Origin of the sequence: Gordonia malaquae NBRC 108250, assembly GCF_000344135.1 — a bacterium.
GTDB classification, from domain to species: Bacteria; Actinomycetota; Actinomycetes; order Mycobacteriales; family Mycobacteriaceae; genus Gordonia; species Gordonia malaquae.
Genome location: NZ_BAOP01000007.1, coordinates 41,870 through 64,705 on the forward strand (window position 1 = coordinate 41,870; position 22,836 = coordinate 64,705).

25 protein-coding genes are annotated in these 22,836 nt (G+C 66.5%); 14 read left to right on the top strand and 11 right to left on the bottom strand.

What is annotated here, in order from left to right; genetic code table 11:
• Positions 1-22: 22 nt before the first annotated feature.
• Genes GM1_RS06045 through GM1_RS06055 form a run of 3 tightly spaced genes read right to left on the bottom strand, consistent with a single transcriptional unit; the run spans position 23 to position 3,293 of the window.
• Complete coding sequence (locus GM1_RS06045) at positions 23-1,198, bottom strand: thiolase family protein (RefSeq protein WP_008377397.1); 1,176 nt, start codon at positions 1,196-1,198, stop codon at positions 23-25.
• Positions 1,198-2,238, bottom strand: a complete 1,041-nt coding sequence (locus tag GM1_RS06050; RefSeq protein ID WP_008377399.1) for a thiolase family protein — start codon at positions 2,236-2,238, stop codon at positions 1,198-1,200. Before GM1_RS06050 ends, GM1_RS06045 begins: the two co-directional genes overlap by 1 nt.
• Positions 2,239-2,261: 23 nt before the next feature.
• A complete protein-coding gene (locus tag GM1_RS06055; RefSeq protein ID WP_040519615.1) occupies positions 2,262-3,293 on the bottom strand; it encodes a Zn-ribbon domain-containing OB-fold protein in 1,032 nt (343 codons plus the stop codon).
• A 62-nt stretch (positions 3,294-3,355) separates the two neighbouring features.
• Between GM1_RS06055 and GM1_RS06060 the strand changes: the two genes are divergently transcribed.
• Positions 3,356-4,390 (top strand): LLM class F420-dependent oxidoreductase, encoded by a 1,035-nt coding sequence (locus GM1_RS06060; RefSeq protein ID WP_008377402.1) that lies wholly within the window; start codon positions 3,356-3,358, stop codon positions 4,388-4,390.
• 283 nt (positions 4,391-4,673) lie between these two features.
• Here the strand turns inward: GM1_RS06060 and GM1_RS06065 are convergent, their stop codons facing one another.
• The 3 genes from GM1_RS06065 to GM1_RS06075 all read right to left on the bottom strand — a co-directional run bounded on the left by GM1_RS06065 (position 4,674) and on the right by GM1_RS06075 (position 7,009).
• Positions 4,674-5,141 (bottom strand): hypothetical protein, encoded by a 468-nt coding sequence (locus GM1_RS06065; RefSeq protein ID WP_008377403.1) that lies wholly within the window; start codon positions 5,139-5,141, stop codon positions 4,674-4,676.
• An 84-nt stretch (positions 5,142-5,225) separates the two neighbouring features.
• Positions 5,226-6,140: an RNase H family protein gene (locus tag GM1_RS06070; protein WP_008377405.1), complete on the bottom strand. Its 915-nt coding sequence runs from the start codon at positions 6,138-6,140 to the stop codon at positions 5,226-5,228.
• A 65-nt stretch (positions 6,141-6,205) separates the two neighbouring features.
• On the bottom strand, positions 6,206-7,009 hold the full coding sequence (locus GM1_RS06075; RefSeq protein ID WP_008377407.1) for a crotonase/enoyl-CoA hydratase family protein: 804 nt from the start codon (positions 7,007-7,009) through the stop codon (positions 6,206-6,208).
• Positions 7,010-7,094: 85 nt separating this feature from the next.
• Between GM1_RS06075 and GM1_RS06080 the strand changes: the two genes are divergently transcribed.
• Positions 7,095-8,738, top strand: coding sequence for an acyl-CoA synthetase (locus GM1_RS06080; protein ID WP_008377408.1), 1,644 nt, complete (start codon positions 7,095-7,097; stop codon positions 8,736-8,738).
• A 32-nt stretch (positions 8,739-8,770) separates the two neighbouring features.
• On the top strand, positions 8,771-9,904 hold the full coding sequence (locus tag GM1_RS06085) for an NAD(P)H-dependent flavin oxidoreductase (protein WP_008377410.1): 1,134 nt from the start codon (positions 8,771-8,773) through the stop codon (positions 9,902-9,904).
• Between the two features lie 80 nt (positions 9,905-9,984).
• Here GM1_RS06085 and GM1_RS06090 read toward each other — a convergent pair whose 3' ends face one another.
• Complete coding sequence (locus GM1_RS06090) at positions 9,985-10,239, bottom strand: type B 50S ribosomal protein L31 (RefSeq protein ID WP_008377411.1); 255 nt, start codon at positions 10,237-10,239, stop codon at positions 9,985-9,987.
• Between the two features lies 1 nt (position 10,240).
• Entirely contained in the window at positions 10,241-11,554 is a 1,314-nt protein-coding gene (gene mrf / locus GM1_RS06095) for a ribosome hibernation factor-recruiting GTPase MRF (protein ID WP_008377412.1), read from the bottom strand.
• A gap of 107 nt (positions 11,555-11,661) precedes the next feature.
• Here mrf and rpmB point away from each other — a divergent pair, with 107 nt between their 5' ends.
• From rpmB to rpsR, 4 genes are read left to right on the top strand one after another with little or no spacing between them, the layout of a single operon-like run.
• The gene (gene rpmB, locus GM1_RS06100) at positions 11,662-11,898 is read left to right on the top strand and encodes a 50S ribosomal protein L28 (protein ID WP_008377414.1); all 237 of its coding nucleotides are present in this window, start codon (positions 11,662-11,664) and stop codon (positions 11,896-11,898) included.
• Positions 11,895-12,062: a 50S ribosomal protein L33 gene (gene rpmG, locus GM1_RS06105; RefSeq protein WP_008377416.1), complete on the top strand. Its 168-nt coding sequence runs from the start codon at positions 11,895-11,897 to the stop codon at positions 12,060-12,062. Before rpmB ends, rpmG begins: the two co-directional genes overlap by 4 nt.
• Positions 12,062-12,367: a 30S ribosomal protein S14 gene (gene rpsN, locus GM1_RS06110; RefSeq protein ID WP_008377417.1), complete on the top strand. Its 306-nt coding sequence runs from the start codon at positions 12,062-12,064 to the stop codon at positions 12,365-12,367. Before rpmG ends, rpsN begins: the two co-directional genes overlap by 1 nt.
• Before the next feature lie 23 nt (positions 12,368-12,390).
• Positions 12,391-12,591, top strand: coding sequence for a 30S ribosomal protein S18 (rpsR, locus tag GM1_RS06115; RefSeq protein ID WP_052005335.1), 201 nt, complete (start codon positions 12,391-12,393; stop codon positions 12,589-12,591).
• On the opposite strand, the gene GM1_RS06120 is transcribed toward rpsR, so the two are convergent.
• The 3 genes from GM1_RS06120 to GM1_RS06130 are packed head-to-tail and all read right to left on the bottom strand — an operon-like array spanning position 12,588 to position 16,405.
• Positions 12,588-14,087 carry an AMP-binding protein gene (locus GM1_RS06120; RefSeq protein WP_008377419.1) on the bottom strand — a complete coding sequence of 500 codons (1,500 nt, stop codon included), beginning with the start codon at positions 14,085-14,087 and terminating at the stop codon, positions 12,588-12,590. The genes rpsR and GM1_RS06120 overlap by 4 nt on opposite strands.
• Positions 14,084-15,187 carry an acyl-CoA dehydrogenase family protein gene (locus GM1_RS06125; protein WP_008377420.1) on the bottom strand — a complete coding sequence of 368 codons (1,104 nt, stop codon included), beginning with the start codon at positions 15,185-15,187 and terminating at the stop codon, positions 14,084-14,086. Before GM1_RS06125 ends, GM1_RS06120 begins: the two co-directional genes overlap by 4 nt.
• Before the next feature lie 33 nt (positions 15,188-15,220).
• On the bottom strand, positions 15,221-16,405 hold the full coding sequence (locus GM1_RS06130) for an acyl-CoA dehydrogenase family protein (RefSeq protein WP_008377421.1): 1,185 nt from the start codon (positions 16,403-16,405) through the stop codon (positions 15,221-15,223).
• A 123-nt stretch (positions 16,406-16,528) separates the two neighbouring features.
• Between GM1_RS06130 and GM1_RS06135 the strand changes: the two genes are divergently transcribed.
• The 7 genes from GM1_RS06135 (at position 16,529) to GM1_RS06165 (ending at position 22,835) form a co-directional block, all read left to right on the top strand.
• Positions 16,529-16,717, top strand: coding sequence for a ferredoxin (locus GM1_RS06135; protein ID WP_008377422.1), 189 nt, complete (start codon positions 16,529-16,531; stop codon positions 16,715-16,717).
• Positions 16,718-16,842: 125 nt separating this feature from the next.
• Positions 16,843-17,733, top strand: a complete 891-nt coding sequence (locus tag GM1_RS06140) for a 3-oxoacyl-ACP reductase (protein ID WP_008377423.1) — start codon at positions 16,843-16,845, stop codon at positions 17,731-17,733.
• 94 nt (positions 17,734-17,827) lie between these two features.
• Complete coding sequence (locus GM1_RS06145; RefSeq protein WP_008377424.1) at positions 17,828-18,592, top strand: MlaE family ABC transporter permease; 765 nt, start codon at positions 17,828-17,830, stop codon at positions 18,590-18,592.
• A 1-nt stretch (position 18,593) separates the two neighbouring features.
• Positions 18,594-19,445 carry an MlaE family ABC transporter permease gene (locus GM1_RS06150; protein WP_008377425.1) on the top strand — a complete coding sequence of 284 codons (852 nt, stop codon included), beginning with the start codon at positions 18,594-18,596 and terminating at the stop codon, positions 19,443-19,445.
• Between the two features lie 3 nt (positions 19,446-19,448).
• Positions 19,449-20,624: an MCE family protein gene (locus GM1_RS06155; protein WP_008377426.1), complete on the top strand. Its 1,176-nt coding sequence runs from the start codon at positions 19,449-19,451 to the stop codon at positions 20,622-20,624.
• The gene (locus tag GM1_RS06160; RefSeq protein WP_008377427.1) at positions 20,617-21,672 is read left to right on the top strand and encodes an MCE family protein; all 1,056 of its coding nucleotides are present in this window, start codon (positions 20,617-20,619) and stop codon (positions 21,670-21,672) included. The genes GM1_RS06155 and GM1_RS06160 overlap by 8 nt, the downstream gene beginning before the upstream one ends.
• A complete protein-coding gene (locus GM1_RS06165; RefSeq protein ID WP_008377428.1) occupies positions 21,660-22,835 on the top strand; it encodes an MCE family protein in 1,176 nt (391 codons plus the stop codon). The genes GM1_RS06160 and GM1_RS06165 overlap by 13 nt, the downstream gene beginning before the upstream one ends.
• Position 22,836: the final 1 nt, after the last annotated feature.

Here is a 22,836-nt window from a genome sequence, read left to right on the forward strand (position 1 = left end):
CCCGAGCGGAGTCGAGGGGGAATCAGTGCTCCGGCTTGTCGGCGCCGACCACCCACATCGAGAAGTACTGCGATCCGCCGCCGTAGGCATGGCCGAAGGCCTTGCGGGCATCCGCGACCTGGTGTGCCCCGGCCTTGCCCATCACCTGGATTGCGGCTTCGGCGCAGCGGATCATTCCTGACGCGCCGATCGGGTTGGACGACAGAACGCCGCCCGATGCGTTGACCGGCAGCTTTCCGCCGATTGCAGTGTCGCCGGCTTCCGTCAGCTTCCAGCCCTCGTACTCGGGCATGAACCCGAGGTTCTCGAGCCACATCGGCTCGAACCACGAGAACGGCACGTAGATCTCAGCGGTGTCGATCTCTTGGAGGGGATTGGTGATGCCCGCGGCCTTCCACAGGGCGGCCGAGGCGTCTCGGCCCGCCTGCGGGCTGACGACGTTGCGATGCGCGTACGACAGCGGCTCGGTGCGCATGGCGGTCGCATGAATCCATGCGGCCGGTCGGCCTTCGGCGATGGCGTCGTCGGCGGCGGCCTCATCGGCGATCACCACGGCACACGCACCGTCGGACGACGGGCATGTCTCATCGAAGCGGATCGGATCCCACAGCATCTGCGAGGCGAGGACCGACTCGACGGTGATGTCGGGCTGCTGCAGGTGCGCCAGCGGGTTCAGCGAACCGTTGAGTCGGTCCTTGGCGGCGACCATCGCACCGATGTGTCCGGGCGCCTTCGAGTTGTGGATGTACGAACGGACGTGCGGGGCGAAGAACCCGCCCGCGCCCGCGCCGACCGGCATCGTGAACGGCACCGGGATCGACAGCGCCCACATGGCGTTCGACTCGGACTGCTTCTCCCATGACACGGCCAACACGCGGCGGTGCACACCACTGGTGACCAGCGACGTTCCGACGACGGCGGTCGACGCTCCGACAGACCCCGCGGTGTGGACGCGGATCAGTCGCTTGCCGACGGCTCCGATGGCTTCGGCCATGGCGAGCTCCGGCATCATGGAGCCCTCGAACAGGTCGGGCGCCTTGCCGATGACGATGGCGTCGATGTCCTCCAGGCTCACCTGGGCGTCGGCCAACGCGCGGTCGATGGCCTCGCGGCACATGCCCGCCATCGTCACGTCGTTCCGCTTGGCGACGTACTTGGTCTGCCCCGTGCCCAGCACGGCGGCGCGATTGCGGCCCATCAGTTGTCTCCGCCTTCCAGAGTGACGACCATGTTCTGTTGCAGCAGCGGTCCGCTGGTGGCGTGCGCCAATGCGGTGCGCGCCTGCCCGGTGTGGATCGCGTGCGCGGCGTAGCCGATCCGCTGCAGGCCCGCGGAGAAGAGCGCGTTGCCGCCCATGACGCCGCCGGACGGGTTGATCTGCGTCCGCTCGCCGAGGCCGAGCTCGTTGCGGACGATCAGTTCCTGATGCGTGTACGGCGCGTGGATCTCGGCGACGTCCACGTCGCGGCTGCGGGCGCCGAAGACGGTGTCGCCTGCCAGCTTGGTCGACGGTGACCGGGTGAGGTCGCGCGCCCCGAAGTTCGGGGTGTCGATCCGGTGATCCCAGCCGGTGATCCACGCCGGGTTCTCGACGAGTTCGCGTGCCCGCTCCTCGCTGGCGAGGACGATTGCGGCTGCGGCGTCCGCGTATGGTGCGATGTCGCTGCCGCGCAGAGGTTCACGGACGTACTCGGCGGTGAGCAACTCGTCGACGTTCGCACCGGTGGCTCGAGCGGCGACGGCGGCCATGTCGGCCTCCGACCATGCGCCGGCATCGATGCCCGCGCGTGCCTGCAGTCCGGCGAGCGACGGTGCGTCGGGCCACAGGGGAGCGACGGTGTACGGGTCGGTCTGCAGGGCGAGAACCTGGTCCATGTCGCCTGCGGACGACTTGCCGAAGCCGTAGGCGAGGGCGAGGTCGACCTCGCCGGTGGCGATCTTGACCCATGCCTCGTAGAGCGCCCAAGCGGCGTCCATCTCGACGTGCGACTCGTTGATCGGCGGGACCGCGCCGATGGCGTCGATCGCCGAGATGAATGAGAACGCGCGGCCTGCCAGGTAGTCGGACGAGCCGCTGCACCAGAAGTCGATGTCGGTGCGGCTGATGCCGAGGTCGGCGTAGAGCTTGTTGAAGCAGGGAATCAGCATCTCGACACCGTTGGTGGTGCCGGTGCTCTCCGGGACGTTGGCGCTGTGGGCGAAGCCCACGATTGCGATCCGCGGGAAGTTCGTGCTCATGTGTGTTTCTCTCCTCTCGCGGGTCACAGGTGGTTTCGGTACGACTCGAAGTCGGCGTCGGGTTCGCCGCTCGGCGCGAAGTGGCTGACGTTGCGGAGGGTGTGATCCCACTCCTCCTCGGGCCGCCAGACGGCCTTCACGCGCATGCCCATTCGGACTTCAGACGCCTCGACGTCGAGGATCAGATGCAGAAACGGGATGTCGGCACCGTCGAGCAGCACGTAGGCCGCCACGTAGGGCGGCTTGATCTGCTGGCCGAGGAACGGCACGTTCACGATGCAGAACGTGGTGATCGTGCCGGTGTCCGCGAGCTCGACGCGCTCGGTGGTCAGCGACCCGTCGGCAGGCGACACGACACGCGGAGGGAAGTACACCTCGCCGGTCTCGACGCGTCCGCCGATGAGCTTGCCCGCCTTGAGACCCTCGAGGTACCAGGACTCCGACTCGGTCGCAGTGTGCTTGACGGTCATGCCGATGGGCGTGGTGATGACGACGTTGCCGTCGGCGTCGGCGATCGATTCCGAGCCCGCCGCGGATTCGTCTCCCGCTCCCCGAGCGGAGTCGAGGGGTTCGCCCAGCGCGAAGTGCGAGATGTCGTCGATGCGGCCGGTGCGGACCTCACGCCAGACGGCGTGGACCCGTGCGCCGGTGCTCAACTCGGACGCCGAGTCGGCGGCGACTGCGTGCAGCAGTGCGGTGTCGGCGCCGTCGAGCTTGATCAAAGCCCATGCGAACGGTTGGTCGAGGGGCTGTTCGGGTGATGGCGACGGCTGCCACGTCCAGGTTTGGACGGTTCCGACCGAGGCGACGTCGACGATGTCGGACGTCGCGGCGCCCGTCGTCGGATCGAACTCTGTCGGAGGGACGCTGACGCGGCCGTCGGATCCGCGGCTTCCGACGATTCGGCCGTCGCGCAGTGCGAGGGCGAACTGCGACAGGACGGGGCCGAGCGACCTCGTGTAGTCGAAGGAGTTCTTCAGCTCGGCGGACAGGATCACCGACTCCGGGTCGGGCACCGCCACTTCGGGGCTTATGTGTTCTGCACTAGTGGTCACCTTCGAAGTAGAACACGTTCTAGTATTGCTGGCAAGGAATGTTCTGCGAAAGGTGAGCGCGCGTGAAACTCGGTCTGCAACTCGGCTACTGGGGCCAAGGTCCCATCCCCAACGCGGCGGAACTCGTCGGTGCCGCCGAGGAGGCTGGATTCGACTCCGTCTTCACTGCCGAATCATGGGGATCGGACGCGTACACCCCGCTCGCCTGGTGGGGTTCGCAGACGTCCCGGGTCCGCCTCGGGACCGCTGTCGCACAGATGTCGGCCCGCACGCCGACCGCGCTCGCGATGGCCGCATTGACCATCGACCATCTCTCCGGCGGCAGGCACATCATCGGACTCGGCGTCTCGGGTCCGCAGGTGGTGGAGGGATGGTATGGCCAGCCGTTCGCCAAACCGCTCGCCCGCACCCGCGAGTACGTTCAGGTGATCCGTGACGTCCTCGCGCGTGAAGGCGCTGTGCGGAACGACGGCCCGCACTACCCGCTGCCACTCGCCGAGGGGCCCGGCGTGTCCGGTCTCGGCAAGCCGCTCAAGCCGATCACCCATCCGCTTCGTGCGGACATCCCGATCTGGCTCGGCGCCGAAGGGCCGAAGAACGTCGCGCAGACGGCGGAGATCGCCGACGGCTGGCTCGCCGTGTTCTACACCCCGCGCATCTCGCCGATGTTCAACGGCTGGCTCGACGAGGGCTTCGCGAGGCCGGATGCCCGGCGCACGCGTGAGACTTTCGAGATCGCCGCGAACGCCCAGTGCGTGATCACCGACGACGTCGCCGCCGCTCTCGATCGCTATCGGCCTTCCGCCGCCCTGTATGTGGGCGGGATGGGCGCCAAGGAGAAGAACTTCCACGCCGACCTGTACCGCCGGATGGGCTACGGCGACGTCGTCGACGAGGTGACGCGACTCTTCCTCTCCGGCAAGAAGGCCGAGGCGGTCGCCGCGGTGCCGGACGAGATGGTCCGCGAGACGATGCTCGTCGGAACCAAGGATCAGGTCCGTGAGCAGATCAAGGAATGGGAGGCCTCCGGCGTCACCACGCTCATGGTCACCGCCCGCGACACCGACACCATCCGGGAGCTCGCGACGCTCGTCTGATCGGCGGCGACTGCGACGACAGCGCCGAATGTTCCCCGATTCCGGCGTTCACGCACCGAATATCGCGGCAGATGGTCGGAACTGGGGAACATTGCGCAGCGGCGGACCGTCGGCACTAGTCTTCGACAGTCACAGACAGAACCTCGTCGGCGGTCGGCGGGTTGGCCTCGTAGTCGTCAGCCATTGTGTCGTAGTCGGGCATCGGTGGTTCCTCTCGTGTGGTGACGGGCCTCGTGGTGCTGATGACGAGAGCCGCACCCCGGTGTCCGACTTCGAGCCGGCCCTACGGCGCGACGACGGTCGACGTGCAGGTGCGGGCGGGCACGGCCCAGACGGCGTTGCGGTTTGTCGTCGTCAGAGTGAGGCGCACCTTGCCGGGGCCGAAGGTCGAGCGCTTGACGGTGAAGTTGTGGACGCCGGTGTTCGGCGGGCGGACGATGCTGTTGTCGACGAGGACACCGTTGCGACCGGTCTGCAGGTTCTTCCACGCGAGACGTGCGTGGGAGTCGTAGCCGAGCCCGAGCCACAGGCTGCCGTACGTGATCTGCATGTAGACAGTCCCCGCATATTCCGACACGAACACTCGGTTCGGTTGGTACGGCATGTCGACGACGTTCGGACTCAGATTGGTGCAGTCGCCGATCGGGTAGGTCTTGGTGACGGCCGACGCGTCGCCCGCGGGGGCGAGAATGAGGGCTGCGGCACCGGCCGCGGCGACGGCTCCCGCGGCGAGTCGGGTGCGGACGGACATGAGGGGACCTCCTGGTTTGAACGGCCTATGTCCTGATTGTCGTCGCCTGGCACGGATTTGTTAGTCCGTTCGTCGGATTCTCAGTCAGGACGCCTCCGGGACGAGCGCCTGCGGAGCGAACGCGGCGGCGATGTCGGCCGACCGGCGACGGGCGTCGGACGTGGTCACAACTCTTTCGGCGCGACGCCGCGCGATCTTCGACAAACTGTCCGCACCCTCGTTCAGCAGCATGCCGTCGTGTCCGGGCACCCAGCGGAATGCCAGACGGCCCCGATCGGAGGCGACGGCTCTGCGGAACGCAGAGATGTCCGGCGACGCGGCGCTCAACCATGCCGGGCCGGGGCCGCCTCGACGCCACGCTGCGATCACGTCGAGTGCGTCGCGGCAGTCCATCAGCACGTCCAGGCGTCGATTGGGAATCGCGTCGACCGCCGCTGCCGCAGCCTCGAGCTCGGCGATCAGAACCCGACGGATGTGAGGGTGGCGACTCCGGTCGACCCGGCGCAGTGATCCGTACTCACCGTTCGCGGCCAACCATGCAGATCCGATCGCGGCACCCTTCACCGAGCCGTCGGTCGCGACGACGATCGCCGGCAGGGTCGCGGCTGCCCGACGGAGCCACTTGCGAAGGGCCGACGACACCAGTTCAAGCGGCCGATGGTCGGCGGCGTGTGCCGATTCGAGACGTACACGCGGGAAGCAGGCCTCCAGTTGGCGGGCGTGACCGGGCGTAGGTCGAGGGCGTTCGATGTCGGCGACAACTCGGATCGAGACATCGGAGCTGATCGAACTCCGCAGAGCGTGGAGCGCATCGATCGCCGCGACCCGCGGCCACCGCGTGTGCACTTCGGCGGACCACGTGCCGAGTCCGGACATCGCCAGGTAGCGGCAACGGTCGGCGTCGAAGCGCATCACCGCGAGATGCACGTCGTGGACGGGCAGGACACGCGGCATGATCACGCCTGCGGCCAGCGGGATCGCCGTCGGAACGGGCGTCATCGAGGTCTCCTTCCACTTCTCTCATCGAGGTGTGGCCAGGAGCGTATCGACGCCCTACGACAGTCTTACTCGCCGGTGAAGACCGGCTTCTCGCGATTCGCGAACGCGCGGGGGCCGATCTTCGCGTCCGCGGACTTGAACACGGCGGCACCGAGTTCGGCGTCGATCTTGAACGCCTCTTCCTCGTGAAGGCCCTCGGAGTCGCGGATGGTCTTGAGGATGGCCTGCACGGCGAGAGGGCCGTTGGCGGCGATCTGATCGGCGATCTCAAGGGCCTTGTCGAGAGCGGAGCCGTCGGGGACGAGGTAGCCGATCAGGCCGTACTCCTTGGCTTCGGCCGCGGTGATGTGACGGCCGGTCAGGAGGATGTCGGCGGCGATCGTGTACGGGATCTGCCGGACGAGGCGGACGGCGCTGCCGCCGAGCGGGAACAGGCCCCACTTGGCTTCGGAGACGCCGAACTTGGCGCTCTCACCCGCGACGCGGATGTCGGTGCCCTGCAGGATCTCCGTGCCGCCCGCGATTGCCGGACCCTCGACGGCCGCGATCAGCGGCTTCGTCAGTCGGCGACCCTTGAGCAGTGCGGGAAGTCGCGTCAAGTCCCAGCCGCCCTCGGCGAACTTGTCGCCCGGCGCCTTCTTGTTCATGTCCTTGAGGTCGGCGCCTGCGCAGAAGTACCCACCTGCTCCGGTCAGAATCGCGACGCGGATGTCCGGATCGGCGTCCACCTGATCCCAGGCGTCTTCCATGATGCGCATCATCTCGCCCGACAGCGCGTTGCGCGCCTGCGGGCGGTTCATCGTGACGATCAGGACGTGCCCGCGCTTCTCGACGAGGCATTCCGGCGCGGTCTGGGTCTCGGTGGTCATGGTTGCTCCTGTGGTCGACTGGGCGGGATGCGCCGAGTGTCACGAAATCCTTGCCGCGAACGATAACACGTTCTAGTTTTGACGTATGGCCTTCACGATTGCCGACTTGATCGAGCACGCCGTCGACTTGATGCCCGACCGCATCGCGCTCGAATCCGGCGACCAGCAGCGCACGTACGCCGAGATGGAGGCGCGTTCGAACGCGCTCGCCCACAAGCTTCGAGAGCTGGGTGTGCAGCCCGGCGACGCAGTGGGTCTGTACAGCAGAAACACGATCGAGTCGGTCGAGGCGATGATCGCCATCTTCAAGGCGCGCGCGGTGATGGTGAACGTCAACTACCGCTACGTGGAAGCCGAACTGGAGCACATCTTCGCCGACTCCGGCATGAAGGTGCTCATCCACGAGGGGCTGTACTCCGACCGCGTCTGCAACGTGTTCTCGAATTCGAGCTACGACATCACTGCTCGCATCGTGATCCCTTTCGACTCCGCTCAAGGAGCAGAGGACGACTCCGCTCAAGGAACAGAAGCGGGGGTGACCGTCCTCGACTACGAGGATGCGATCGCGTCGTCGTCCAGCGAACGCGACTTCGAGGAGCGCAGCAACGACGACCTGTACATGCTGTACACCGGCGGCACCACGGGTAAGCCCAAGGGTGTCGTCTGGCGGCAGGAAGACGTGTGGCGCGTGCTGGGCGGCGGCATCGACTGGTACTCGGGCCGCCCGATCGAAGACGAGTGGGAACACGCGAAGACTGGAGCTGACGGCGGCCAGCTGGTGCGTTTCCCGATTCCGCCGTTCATCCACGGTGGTAGCCAGTGGGCCATCTTCCAGTCGCTGTTCGCCGGCGGCAAGGCCGTGGTCTACCCCGACTTCGACGCCGAAGCCGTCTGGCGGGCTGTCGAGAAGCACCAGGTGAACGTCGTCTTCATCACCGGAGACGCGATGGGTCGTCCGATGATCGACGCGCTCGAAGCCGGTGAGTACAACACGTCGTCGGTGTTCTCCGTGGCGTCGTCGGCGGCGTTGTTCTCGCCGTCGGTCAAGGATCGCTACCTCGAGGCGTTCCCGAACGCGGTGATCGTCGACGCCATCGGCTCATCGGAGACGGGCTTCGGCGGCATGGGAATGGCGGTCAAGGGCCAGAGCAGGGTCGGCGCGCCGACGGTCAAGGCCGACCCCAACACCCACGTGCTCCGCGAGGACGGCACCCAGATCGAGCCCGGCAGCGACGAGACCGGCATGTTGGCCCGGACCGGGCACATCCCGCTCCGCTACCACAACGATCCGGTGAAGAGCGCCGGCACGTTCGTCGAGTTCAACGGCGTCCGGTACTCCCTTCCCGGCGACCACGCCCGAGTGGAGGCCGACGGCACCATCACGATGCTGGGCCGCGGTTCGATGTCGATCAACACCGGCGGCGAGAAGGTGTTCCCCGAAGAGGTCGAGGCGGCTCTGAAAGCCCATCCGGAGGTGTTCGATGTCAGCGTCGTCGGCGTCCCGGACGACCGTTTCGGGCAGCGCGTCGCTGCGGTGATCGCCACGCGCGAAGGGGCTCGCCCCTCGTTGACCGCGCTGAACGAGGTGGTCCGCGCCGAACTCGCCGGGTACAAGACCCCGCGCAGCGTGTGGTTCGTCGACGACTTCAAGCGTTCGCCCGCGGGCAAGCCCGACTACCGCTGGGCGTCGAGCGTCACCACGTCGCGTCCCGCAGACGAAGCTCTCTAGACCCCGCAGTGCCCCGACAACGAAGGACTTTCATGAAGACTGATCTCGCCGAGAAGTTCGGCATCGAATACCCGATCTTCGGCTTCACGCCCAGTGAGCACGTCGCAGCGGCGATCAGCCGCGCGGGTGGGCTCGGCGTGCTGGGCTGCGTGCGGTTCAACGAGCCCGAAGAGCTCGACGCCGTCCTCGAATGGATGCACGAGAACACCGACGGCAAGCCGTTCGGCGTCGACGTGGTGATGCCCGCCAAGATTCCGACCGAGGGCTCCAAAGTCGACCTCGACACCATGATTCCGCCGGAGCACCGCGCATTCGTCGAGCGGACGCTCGACGATCTCGGCGTTCCGGCACTGCCAGACGGCGGCGATCGCATCAACACGGGTGTTCTCGGCTGGCTGCACTCGGTGGCTCGCTCGCACGTCGACGTCGCGATGGAGCACACCCGCAAGTACGGCCAGATCAAGCTGATCGCCAATGCTCTCGGCTCACCGCCGAAGGACGTCATCGACCTCGCGCACGAGAACGGCGTTCAGGTCGCGGCCCTCGCTGGGGCCAAAGAGCACGCACTGAGCCACGTCGACGCAGGTGTCGACATCGTGATCGCCCAGGGCTACGAAGGCGGCGGCCACACGGGTGAGGTCACGTCGATGATCCTGTGGCCGGAGCTCGTCGACGCCCTCGGCGACTCGGCGCCGGTGCTCGCGGCAGGCGGTGTGGGCAGCGGCAGGCAGATCGCCGCGGCGATCGCCATGGGTGCGCAGGGCGTCTGGATGGGCACCTACTGGCTGACCGCAGCCGAGTACAACCTCGGTGCGACGGGTGACGGCCCGTCCACGGTGCAGAAAGCGCTGCTCGCGGCGACCTCGCGCGACACCGTTCGACGCCGCATCTACTCGGGGAAGCCGGCACGACTGCTCAAGACCAAGTGGACCGACGCGTGGGACGCCCCGGGTGCGCCGGACGCTCTGCCCATGCCGCTGCAGAACCTGCTCGTCGGTGAGGCGCACGCCCGGATCTCGCTCGCCGACGATCCCGGTGTAGTCGCGATGCCCGCCGGTCAGATCGTCGGGCGGTGCAATGAGATCACTCCGGTGGCCGAACTCATCGACGGGCTCGTCTCCGAGTACAAGGACGCGGTGGCCCGCATGAACGCGACCGTCGAGTAATTCGACCGAGCGCACGCAGACGGCCGGACGATCGAACAGGGCGATCGTCCGGCCGTCTGCGCTTCGACTCGCTTCCCTGCTCAAGGAGCAGTGGGGAGCCCGTACCGGCGACGGAACCGCTCGACGCGGCCCTCGGTGTCCATGACCCGCTGCGCGCCGGTCCAGAACGGGTGCGAATCGCTCGTCACGTCGACGGTGATCACCGGGTAGGTGTTGCCGTCCGACCAGACGACGGTGTTCTCGGAGGTCGCGGTGGAACGGGTCAGGAACTCCTTGCCGGTGGCGGCGTCGCGGAACACGACGGGGCCGTATGCGGGGTGGATTCCGGTCTTCATGTCATTCTCCTTCTCGATCGGTTCTCGACTCGGTTCGAGTCGTGGTCATCGGGTCGGCCGCCGAGTCGCCGGGGCGGTCCAGGTCGTCGCACGGGTCGCGGTGCGCATGTCCGAAAGGGGACGGCAACGCAGCGAGGAAGCCCGGGCCGCGCGCCATCTCGTCGTCGGTGACGAGGGCTGCGGACAGCGTGCGGACGACGGTGTCGGGATCGGCGCGGTGGCAGAGCACCGTCAATGACGTGTGCCGGTCGCCGTACTCCGGGTCCCAACGGAGAGCGGCCAGCGCGCGGTGCTCGGGCGCAACGCGCGCCGAGTCGTCGGCGCATGCGATCCACGTTCCGACGTGCCGGATCCCGAGTGCCCCTCCTGCCGAGTCCACCCACATGACGTCGTCCGGGTCCGACGCGAGCCACAGTCGGCCTCGTGCTGTGACGACTCCGTCCAACAGGACGTCTAGCGCGTCGTGCAGTCGGGTCGGGTGGAACGGTCGGTCTGCCTCGAACGGCACCAGTGCGACCCCGCAGTCCGAGTCGAGTTCCGGGCTGCCTGCGAGCAGTGGGTCGAACGGGTGAGTCGGACGTCCTCGGGGCGACTCCGGCTGCGCCGTGCTGATCGACGATTCGACGATGTCCCGGGTCAACGACTGCTGACTGTTGAGAGTCCGCATACCGGCCGCCGGTGCCAGCCGGAGCAGTGTCGCGTGCAGGCGGGCGAGGTCGTATGCGCTGTCTGAGCTGTCCGCATTGTCGACGATGATCGCGTCGGCGAAGCGAGTCTGTCCCACGGTCACCTGGGCGATGGTGCGCTCGTCCTCAGACGCGACGAGGTCGGACTCGTGCAGCGTCAGGTCGCCGGTCGCATCGGCGAGCCAGGTCGGTGCGTCGATCCCGCACACGGTCGCCACGACCTCGACGTCGGTCCCAGCGGGGGCGGGAGCGATTCCGCGAGCCTCGACGATCGTGTGCCGGATCTCGACACTCAGCGTCTCGGGTTCGATGGCGGGATCGAGAAGGACCACGATCCGTTCCACATCAGGATCGCGGTGCAGCGTCCTGAGCATCGGCAACAGGTCGAGCCGCAGAGTGCACGACACGCAGCCGTGTTCGAGTTCTATGTCGTCGATCATCAGGCTGTCGACGCCGTCTGGCGCCATCCGATGTTCGATCCGCGTGACGCGTCCAGTGGCGACGTCGCGGAGATCGTGAGAGACGACGGTGGTGCCCGGTCTCAGCAGGGTGTACGCGATACGAGCATTCGTCGTTCGGTGCAGGCCGGTCACCAGCGTCACCGGGGTGCGCTGCAGTGCGTCTGCCATGTGGCTCCTCCTCACGTGTTAATGAACACGATTTCCATTTGTTTCATTCCGACTGTAGCCTCGCTCCTGGTGTTAATGCGAATCATTACCAATAAGAAGGAGTGAATGTGTCGGCCGTATGTCAGGTCACGGGTAAGGTCCCGGGCTTCGGGAAGCAGGTGTCGCACTCGCATCGTCGGACGTCGCGCCAGTGGCGACCGAACGTGCAGCGCAAGACCTACTGGGTTCCTTCGCTGGGGCGCCGGGTGACGCTCCGGGTCAGCACGACGGGGATCAAGATCATCGACCGAGACGGCATCGACGCCGTCGTCGGGCGCATCGCTGCTGCGGGGAGGCTTCGATGAGTCGCGCTACCGACCTTCGTCCGATCGTCAAACTCACGTCGTCCGCCGGTACCGGATACACCTACGTCACCCGCAAGAATCGCCGGAACAATCCCGACCGTCTCACGCTGCGGAAGTACGACCCGATCGTGAAACGGCACGTCGAGTTCAAGGAGAGCCGCTGATGGCGAAGAAGTCGAAGATCGTCAAAGAGCAACGGCGAAGGGTGATCGTCGAGCGGTATGCGGCCCGGCGCGCCGAGCTGAAAGCGCTGATGGCAGACGCCGCAGCGTCGACAGAGGAGAAGGAGTCCGCACGCGCCGAACTCGCGCGTCAGCCGCGCGATGCCAGTGCCACTCGGCTGCGGAACCGCGACGCCGTCGACGGGAGGCCGCGCGGCTACATCGGCAAGGCGGGCATCTCGCGGGTCCGGTTCCGCGAGATGGCGCACCGCGGTGAACTCCCCGGAATCAGGAAGGCGAGCTGGTGAAGACCAGGACCACTCCGAAGTCGATCAAGGCCCGGCGCAGAGCCGACCCCCGATTGACGTTCGACTACAAAGACACCGAAACGCTCAGGCGCTTCCTCAACGACCGCGGACGGATCCGGCGTCGCGATGTCACGGGATTGTCTCCACAGCAGCAGAGGCAACTCGCGACAGCGGTCCGGAATGCGCGCGAGATGGCGCTGCTTCCGTTCGGTCGCGCGCTCTAAACGACCCAGGAGGGAGCGCCGAGCGAGGCGGTGAGCGCGGCGCGTGCGGTCTTGAACGTCGCGGTCTCGGGAAGCGCCTCCACCAACCAGACACGGGTGGGACGCTGTTTCGGTCCGAGATCGGACTGGGCGTCGAGGAACTCGTCCAGTGCCGGACGGTCGAGTCCCGGCGCGACCAGCACCGCGCCGACTGCGTCGCCGATCTCGGTCGGGACGCCGACGACCACCACCTCTCGGATTGCGGGATGCCGGCGCAGCACAGTCTCGATGGGACGAGTTCCGAGGTTCTCGCCGTCCACCCGCAGCCAGTCGCCGATGCGGCCGGCGAAGTGCACAAACCCGCCGTCGTCGACCCATCCGAGGTCTCCGGTTCGGTACATCCCGCCGCGGAGACGTTCGTCGGTCGCGGCTTGGTCGCCGTAGTAGCCGTCGAACAGTCCGGGGCCGGAGGTGTTGACGATCTCCCCGACCACACCGGGCGGCACTGCTTCGCCGGTGTCGGGATCCACGATCGCGTTCGGCGCGACCAGCGGACCGAGCGCATCGTTCGGAGTCTCGGGGGTCCGGGAGATCGAGACGCCGCCCTCGGTGGAACCGAACCCGTCGATCACCCGTGCGCCGAAGCGGCGATCGAACTCGGCGCGGTCGGACGCCGACGCCTCGTTGCCGTACATGATGCGCAGCGGCACGTCGTGGTCGTCGGGACGTTCCTCGGTCGCGAGGATGTAGTGGAGCGGTTTGCCGACGTAGTTCGCGTAGGTGACGCCGTAGCGGCGCACGTCGTCGCCGAACCCTCGGGCCGAGAAACTCCGCCGGATCGCGATCGACGCGCCGCCCGCGGCGGCGACCGACCAGCCCGCGATCAGCGCGTTGGAATGGAACATGGGCATCGCGAGGTAGGCGACATCCGACGGCCCGATGCCGAACCGATCGGCGAGCATCGCCCCGGCCGCGGCGAACTTGCGCTGACTGCACCTGACAGCCTTCGGATCGCCGGTCGTTCCGGAGGTGAAGATGAGCATCACCAGGTCGTCGGGCGAGGTGCGTGCGGGAACGAAATCCGCCCCCGACGTCGCGACGAGGTCGGACCACTCGGGAGAGTCGACGTTGATCACCCTCATTCCGGGCGCGGGGTCGAACAGGTCCGATGATGCCGAGTCGACGAGGACCAACTGGCAGTCGGACCGGACCGCATCCGCCGTCAGCGCGGCGCCGCGGCGCGTCGAATTGAGTCCGACCAGCACGAACCCGCCGAGCGCAGCCGCCGCGAAGAGGCTGGAGAACTCGGCAGAGTTCGGCAGGAGGATGCCGACGTGAGTCGGCTTCGACGAATCGAGCATCGACCGCACGGCCGCCGCTCGACGCCGGGCGTCGAGCAGATGATCCCGCCACGAGGTGAACTGGCCCTCGAACCAGACGCCGCGGTCGTCGACCTCGGCCAGCGGTTCGAGGAGTTCGCCGATGGTGCGTGGATCAGTGACGGCCGGACCGGTCATCGTGACGCCAGAGCTCCGCCCAGTTCGGCGAGGACGACGGGCGCTGAGCCGTAGGTGAACTCGTTCTGCTTGGCGCGAAGGAAGAAGCGGTGCACCGGATGCGAGGTGTCGAGGCCGACGCCGCCGTGCACGTGCACCGTGGTGTGGGCGACGCGGTGGCCGGCCTCAGCAGTCCAGAACGCGGCCGTACCGACGGCATCCGATGCCGCGGCCGCGTCGGCGTCGTCCGAACCGGACAGCAGCCAAGCGGCCTGCGCTACGGTCAGTGCCAGTGCCTGCGCATCGATGTAGTCGTCGGCAAGACGCTGCGCGACCGCCTGGAACGAGCCGATCTTGCGGCCGAACTGCTCGCGGTCGCGGGCGTATTCGGCCGTTGCATCGAGCGCACCTGCGACAACACCTGCCTGATCCGCGGCCACGCCGAGACGCAGCAGATCGCGCGCCAGTTCGGCGGTGGCGGCGCCGCCGTCGAGGACAACGGCCTCGGCTGAGGCGAACGTGACGGTGAACGTCGGAGCAAGGCCAGTCGAGCGGACTTCGACGAGGTCCACACCGTCACCGGCGGTCACGACTGCGGCGACCGGACCGTCGACGCCCGCTGCGATGACGAGGAACGCGTCGGCGGCCGACGCGAACGGCACGTTCACCTTGACGCCGGACACCCGGCCGTCGGTGATCGTTGTCGCCGGTGCGAGCAGGTCGTAGTTGAGGTCCTCTTCGACAGCCGCGGTCAGCACCGCGTCGCCGGAGGCCGCACGCACCAACAACTCGGTCAGCTCGGCCGGGCCGTGTGCGTCGATCAGCGGAACCGCGGCGACGGCGTGCTGCGGATAGGGCACGCGCGCCAGCGCCCGACCGAGTGCGGTCGCGACCGCGGTGGTCTCCAGCGTGGTCAGGTCAGCTGCGGCATCGCCGGCGGTGGCGGACGATGCGGCGAGGCCGAGCAGGCCCGAGGCCGCGATCTCGCGCCACAGATCACGATCGATCGGGGCGTTGTCCGCCTCGAGCTGCGCGGTCCGTTCCGGCGTGGCGAGGCGGGTGACGATGTCTGTGGTGAGGCCGGTCAGATCGCCCGACGCCTCGGTGGGAGTGAAGTCCATGGAGTGCTCCTTGGTCGAGGGGAAGTTCGGGGGTCAGCGCCGGGCCGGGGGCAGCTTCAGTGCGAGCATGCCGATGATGTCGCGCTGGATCTCGTTGGTTCCGCCGCCGAAGGTGAGGATCAGCGAGGTACGGGCGAACCGCTCGAGGCGACCCTGGAGATGCGCGCCCGGTGTGCCTTGCCGCAGCGTTGCCGCGGGCCCGGCGACCTCCATGAGGAGGCGGTAGGCCTCGGTCGCGAACTCGGTGCCGAACACCTTGGTGGCAGAGGCGTCTGCGGGCGACGGTGACCCGCCGGACGCTGCGATCGATGCGATCTTCCAGTTCACGAGCTTGAGGAACTCCACCTTGGCGTGCACGCGGGCGAGATTCGCCTGGACCCACGGGACGTCGATGAGTCGTCCGCCGCCGTAGCTCTGTTCGCGGGCGAATGCGAGCGTCTCGTTGAACGCCGTCTGAATGGGCGCCGCGCTGCACAGCGCCACGCGCTCATTGTTGAGCTGGTTGGTGACGAGCGACCAGCCGCCGCCCTCCTCGCCGATCAGTGCGCTGGTGGGCACACGGACATCCTGGTAGTAGGTGGCGCTGGTGTCGACACCCGACATCGTGTGGACCGGTGTGTACGAGAAGCCGTCCGCCGTTGTCGGCATGATGAGCATCGAGATGCCCTTGTGCTTGGTGGCTTCCGGGTCGGTGCGGCACGCGAGCCAGACGTAGTCGGCGTAGGGGATGAGGCTCGTCCACATCTTCTGGCCGTTGATGACGTATTCGTCGCCTTCGCGGACCGCAGTTGTGCGCAACGACGCCAAATCTGTGCCCGCTCCGGGCTCGGAGTATCCGATCGAGAAGTGCAGATCGCCTGCCGCGATCTTCGGGAGGAAGAAGTCCTTCTGCTCCGGGGTGCCGTAGTGCATGATCGTCGGCGCGACCGAGTTGATCGTCAAGAACGGCACCGGTGCGCCTGCGATGGCCGCCTCGTCGGTGAAGATCAACTGATCCATCATCGACCGGTTGGCACCGCCGAACTCGGTCGGCCAACCCAGTGCGAGCCAGCCGTCGCGGCCCATCTGGCGGACCACGTCGCGGTACGCGTCGCCCTCGCCGAGTTCACCGTCTCCGCCGGTCAGGGCGGCGCGGCGCTCGGTGGTCATGAGCCCGGTGAAGTAGTTGCGCAGTTCGCGGCGCAACTCCTCCTGCTCGGTGGTGTATGCGATCCGCATGCGGTGTCTCCTGCGATCTTCCGGCGCTCGTGGCGTCGGTGTGCTTGGCTACTTCTGAAACACGTTCTAACGTGTAATCACCGAGTCCGTCAACCGCCGGGCACGCGACGCGAGGAGGATGCAATGCGAATCAAGGCCGATTTCGATCTGTGCGAGTCGAACGCCGTCTGCGTCGGGATGGCTCCCGATGTCTTCGAGCTCGACGACAACGACTACCTGGTGATTCTCAGTGAAGACGTCCCCGACGAGCGGGTAGAGGAGATGCGCCAGGTGGTCGCCTCCTGCCCTCGGTCGGCGCTGTCGATCGAATGATCCCCGGCTAGTCCGGGGCGTTGTACTTTCTTCACTTCTCGACCTGAAGTGTTAGAACGTGTTCTAATCTTGTTCGGGTCAGAGACCGAGCGTCGCGGGGCGACGCCGGAGAGTAGGAGTCCGCCGTGGGTAAGTCGCTTGAAGGCAAAGTCGCCGTAGTCACCGGTGCCGGTGCAGGTCTGGGACGTGCGGAGGCGATCGGTCTTGCGGCCGACGGCGCCACCGTGATCGTCAACGATCTGGATCGGTCGTTGCAGGCCAGCGACGTCTTCGACGTCATCTCCTCGGCGGGCGGCAAGGCCGTACCGGTGGCGGGCGACATCTCCGACGCCGCGACCGCGCGCGAGATCATGCGCACCGCCACCGAAGACCTCGGCGGCCTCGACATCGTCATGAGCAATGCGGGCATCACCCGCGACACCATGCTCTTCAACATGAGCGACGACGAGTGGGATCTCGTGGTCAACGTGCATCTGCGCGGCCACTTCCTGCTCAACCGCAACGCCGCGGCGCACTGGCGCGCAGCATCGAAGGCCGCAGGTCAACCTGTGTACGGCCGCCTCATCAACACGTCGTCGGAAGCCGGACTGCTCGGCCCCGCAGGCCAGGCGAACTACGCCGCCGCCAAGGCCGGCATCACCGCGCTGACACTGTCGGCGTCCCGTGCGTTGTCCCGGTACGGGGTCACAGCGAATGCGATCTGCCCTCGTGCACGCACCGCGATGACTGCCGACGTCTTCGGCGACGCTCCGGAGGGCACCGTCGATCCGCTGTCTCCCGACCACGTCGTGACCCTGGTTCGCTACCTCGCGAGCCCCGCGTCGGCGGCGGTCAACGGCCAGGTGTTCGTCGTCTACGGCCCGAAGGTCACGCTGATGGCGGCACCGCGCATTCGAGAGGTGTTCGAGGCCGACGGAGACGACTGGACTGTAGACGCACTGTCCGGTTCACTGTCCGAGTACTTCTCGCTACCGACGAGTAGTGGTTCGTTCTCGGCGTCGGACTTGACCGGCTGAAACGAAGTACGCGTCAACAGGAACTATGTCGATTAGTGGCACAGACGTGCCCGGTACGCGTGTTAGATTGCGTGCACAAGTGGGAGGAGGGGACTTGCTCACCAAGCTTGCTGCCCCGATGAACGGTGTGGGGGACTTCGTCGCACTGGGTGTCGAATCAGCCAGGGAGCTGTTCCGTCGTCCCTTTCAGTGGCGCGAGACGATAGAGCAGTCGTGGGCCATCGCCCGCGTCTCCCTCGTCCCGACGCTGCTCGTCGCGATTCCGTTCACCGTTCTCGTCAGTTTCACATTGAACATCTTGCTGCGCGAGATCGGTGCGCAGGACCTCTCCGGTGCAGGCGCTGCACTCGGCACGATCACCCAGATCGGTCCGATCGTCACGGTGCTCATCGTCGCAGGCGCGGGTGCCACGGCGATCTGCGCCGACTTGGGCGCCCGAACCATTCGTGAGGAGATCGACGCGCTGCGAGTGCTCGGCATCAACCCGATCCACCGACTCGTCGTGCCGCGCGTCATCGCGTCGACAGGCGTCGCACTTCTGCTGAACAGCCTCGTCTGCACCATCGGCATCGCGGGCGGCTTCGTCTTCTCCGTGTACTTGCAGGACGTGAACCCGGGAGCGTTCATCGCCAACCTCACCCTGCTGACCGGACTCGGCGAGCTTGTCATCTCGATGATCAAGGCAGCACTGTTCGGGCTGTTCGCAGGGCTCGTCGGCTGCTACCGCGGACTCAACGTGAAGGGCGGCGCGAAAGGCGTCGGCGACGCCGTGAACGAGACAGTCGTCTACTCCTTCATGGCGCTGTTCGTGGTGAACGTGGTCGTGACCGCGGTCGGACTGAAAGCGACGATGGGCTGACATGGTTCTTCCAGGCACAACACGACTTCTCACCGCCCGCGTCGCACTCAAGCGTGCGGGTGACGACTGGAACAAGATCGGCGACCAGGCTCTCTTCTACTGGGACTCGATCGCGTCCATCCCACGTGCACTCCGTCTGTACAAGAAGGAGACCCTGCGTCTGATCGCAGAGATCTCCATGGGCACGGGCGCCCTCGCGATGATCGGCGGCACGGTTGTCGTCGTGGGCTTCTTGACGCTGTTCACCGGCGGCACCATCGCCGTCCAGGGCTACAGCTCGCTCGCCAACATCGGCGTCGAGGCCCTCACCGGCTTCTTCTCCGCATTCATCAACGTCCGCATCGCGGTCCCGGTGATCGCGGGCATCGCCTTGGCTGCGACCATCGGCGCAGGTGCGACGGCTCAGCTCGGCGCCATGCGCGTGAGCGAGGAGATCGACGCCCTCGAGGTCATGGCCATCTCGTCGATCCCGTACCTCGTCAGCACGCGCATCATCGCAGGCCTGGTGGCGATCATCCCGCTGTACTCGTTGGCCGCGCTCGCGTCGTTCATCGCCAGCCGATTCGCCACCGTGGTGCTGTACGGGCAGTCGTCGGGCGTCTACGACCACTACTTCTCGACGTTCCTCATCCCGTCGGACATCCTGTGGTCGTTCGTCCAGGCGATCTGCATGGCCGTCGCCGTGATGCTCATTCACACCTACTACGGCTTCAACGCCTCCGGCGGCCCCGTCGGCGTGGGCGTCGCCGTCGGCAACGCCGTCCGCGCGTCGCTGGTCGTGGTCGTCGTCATCACCCTCCTCACGTCGCTCGCCATCTACGGCGCCGACGGCAACTTCAACCTGGCCGGGTGAGACATGGCTAAGCAGACTCGTGGCAACGGCGTGCGCAAGCTCGCAGCCACCATCATGGTCGGCGGGCTCGTCGGCATCGTCGCACTCGCATCCGGTCAGTTCCTCGGCTGGTTCGACAGCACCACCACCGTCACCCTGAACGCACCGCGGGCCGGCCTGGTGATGAACCCGGACGCGAAGGTCAAACTCCGCGGCGTCACCGTCGGACGTGTGGCAAGCGTCGAGAACAACGGCGACACCGCGCGACTGGTCCTCGACATGGACACAGACCAACTGTCGAAGATTCCCGGAAACGTCCGCGCGGACATCAAGTCGAACACGGTGTTCGGAGCTAAAGCCGTCAACTTCGTCGTCCCGAAGGAGGGGCCGAAGGGCTCCTTGAGCAAGGGCGCGGTGATCGACACCGATCACGTCGTGGTGGAACTCAACACCGTGTACCAGCAGCTGGTCAACGTGCTGGCCCAGGTGCAGCCCGATCGTCTCAACGTGGTCCTCGGCGCCGTCAACGACGCGCTGTCCGGACGCGGCGAGAAGATCGGCACCGCCCTCGTCCAGCTGAACGACGTCCTCGGTAAGACGAACAAGAGCCTGCCCGAACTGAATCGGCTGTTCACCGAAGCAGCGTCGGCCACTAACGTCTTCGCCGACGCGATGCCGAATCTCATGCGGACCGTCGACAACGCGACCGTGCTCGGCAACACGCTCGTCGACAACGCGTCGAATCTCGACAGCCTGCTGATCAACGTCACGGGCATGGCGCGCAGCGGTAACGGTGTGCTGTCCAAGAGTAAGAAGGACCTGATCTCGACGCTGAGCGACCTCAGCCCGGTCACGTCGCTTCTCGGGTACCAGGCGCCCGGCCTGCGGTGTTTCATCACCGCAGCCAGCGACGCAGTCGACATCGCCGGACCGCTTCTCGGAGATCGCAACGGCATGCTTCTGCTCGACGCAGGCCTCATCCCCGGCCAGGACCCCTACCGGTACCCCCAGGACCTCCCCGAGGTCCGCGGCGACGGTCCGCCGACCTGCCAGGCAGGTCTGTCGGACATCCAGTCCAAGGAGAAGATCCCGTTCTACGTGATCGACAACGCGGACCAGCCCTACCAGCCGCGCACCACCCCGAAGGTGGAGTCGCGCAAGCTCTTCAATCTGCTGTTCGGAGGTACGCCACGTGGATAGCCGCGCACGCGCCTTCCGCGCCACCGTCATCAAGCTCACGACGTTCGCCGTCGCCATGCTGCTGGTCCTCACCGGACTGGTGCTGGTATTCAGCCGCTACCAAGGCGGCAGCTCGGAGTCGTACTCGGCGATGTTCGCCAGTGCGTCGGCGATGAAGTCGGGAAGCGTCGTCCAGATCGCAGGCGTCGACGTCGGAACCGTCGACAAGATCGAACTGACACGCGACAACCAGGCGCGGATCGAGTTCAACGTCAACGACGACTACCGTCTGCCGAAGACCGCGGTGGCTCTCATCCGGTACCAGAACCTCACCGGCGACCGGTACCTGGAGTTGCAGCCGGGCAATGGATCCCTGAGTGACACCCTGTCGCCGGGAGACGAGATCCCGATCTCGCAGACCGAGCCCGCACTCGACCTGGACAAGCTCCTCGGCGGCTTCAAGCCGCTGTTCCGCACCATGAGCGGCGACGAGGTCAATCAGCTCTCGTCGGCTCTCATCGCGGTGTTTCAGGGGCAGGGCGGTTCACTGAACAAGCTGCTCGCGAACACTGCTGAGTTCACGAACACGATCGCCGACCGTGACGCGCTGATCGGCTCGGTCATCGACAACCTGAACACCACGCTCGGCACCCTGCAGGCCGACCACAAGGGACTCGACCAGAGCGTCGACCGACTCCAGCAGCTGATCAGCGGCCTGGCGGGCGACAAGGACGTCATCGGACGCGCCATCAGCGAGAGCGCGAAGGCCACCACCGGCCTCGCCGATCTGATGAGCACTGTCCGCCCCGATATGAAGAAGGCGCTCACCGGACTGGGCAAGACGTCGGAGGAAGCGCTCAAAGCCGAGCCGTTCATCCGCGATCTGCTGGGACGGCTCCCTGGGGACTTCAAGACGCTCTCCAATCTGGGCAGTTACGGCTCCTGGCTGCAGATCTACTTCTGCCGCATCCGCCTGCTCCTCCCCGGACCGGGCAACACGCAGTACTACTTCACGGCCATCGACGTGATGGGCGACAAGACGACCGCAGGCGGGAGGTGCGCGACGTGAGCGGCGAACAGACTCCGGACCGCAAGACCAAGCGGTCGAAGGCATCGGTCGGTGTCATCGGCTTCCTGCTGACCGCGATGCTCGTGATCAGCGCACTCAACATGGATCGCCTGCCGTTCTTCACGCAGGTCAGCACGTACGACGCATACTTCGACGATGCCGGCGGCCTCGTCGCGGGCGACGTCGTGATGGTCGCGGGTGTCAAGGTCGGCACGGTCGAGAACATCTCGATCGCGCAGAACGACGGTGGTCTGCAGGCCAAGGTCGGCTTCCGCATCGACGACACCGTCGCCCTCGGTGACCGGACTCGTGCGGCCATCAAGACCGAGACGGTTCTCGGACGCCGGAATCTGACGCTCACGCCGATCGGCGACGGCCGGATCAAGCCGGGGCAATCTATCCCGGTCGAGTCCACGGCGTCGCCGTATTCGTTGACCGACGCGCTCGATCAGGCGACCACCACTCTGGGCGAGACCGACACCGATCAGCTCAACAAGGCACTCGAGACGATGACCGACACGTTCTCGAAGACACCCGCGAACGTCCGCGGCGCCGTCGAGGGTGTCGGCCGGGTGTCGAAGGCGATCGCCGACCGCGACAACGCGCTCAACAATCTGCTGGAGCGCGCCAAAGGCGTCAGCGACGTCGTCGGCAAGCGCAGCGAGCAGATCCGGACGATGCTGATCGATGCGAACGCGCTGCTCGGCGAACTCGAGATGCGTCGTGCCGCCGTCCGTCAGGTGATCTCCGGGACCCGTGACCTCACGGCGGAGGTGAGCGGATTCATCGACGACAACGGCGAACAGCTGCGCCCGGTACTGGACAAGTTCAACAGGGTCATGGACATCCTCAACGACAACGAGGACAACTTCAGCAAGGCCATCGACAACCTCGGTCCTTACGCGAACATCCTCGGCGAGGCCGTCAGCTCGGGACCGTACTTCAGCTCGCTCGTCGGCGTCGCCACGTTCGGCGACTACTTCGGAGCGTTCCAGAAGGTGCTGCAGCGCAAGTACCCCGAAGCGTGGAAGTACTTCTACGAGTTCTCCGGAAACCCGCTGTTCCCGAACAACTGGAACCAGGGACCGAACGCAGGCGCTCCGGACGTGAGCCGCCCCAAGCCCAAGCGCACCTACCCGACACCGCAGAACGGAGGCAACTGAC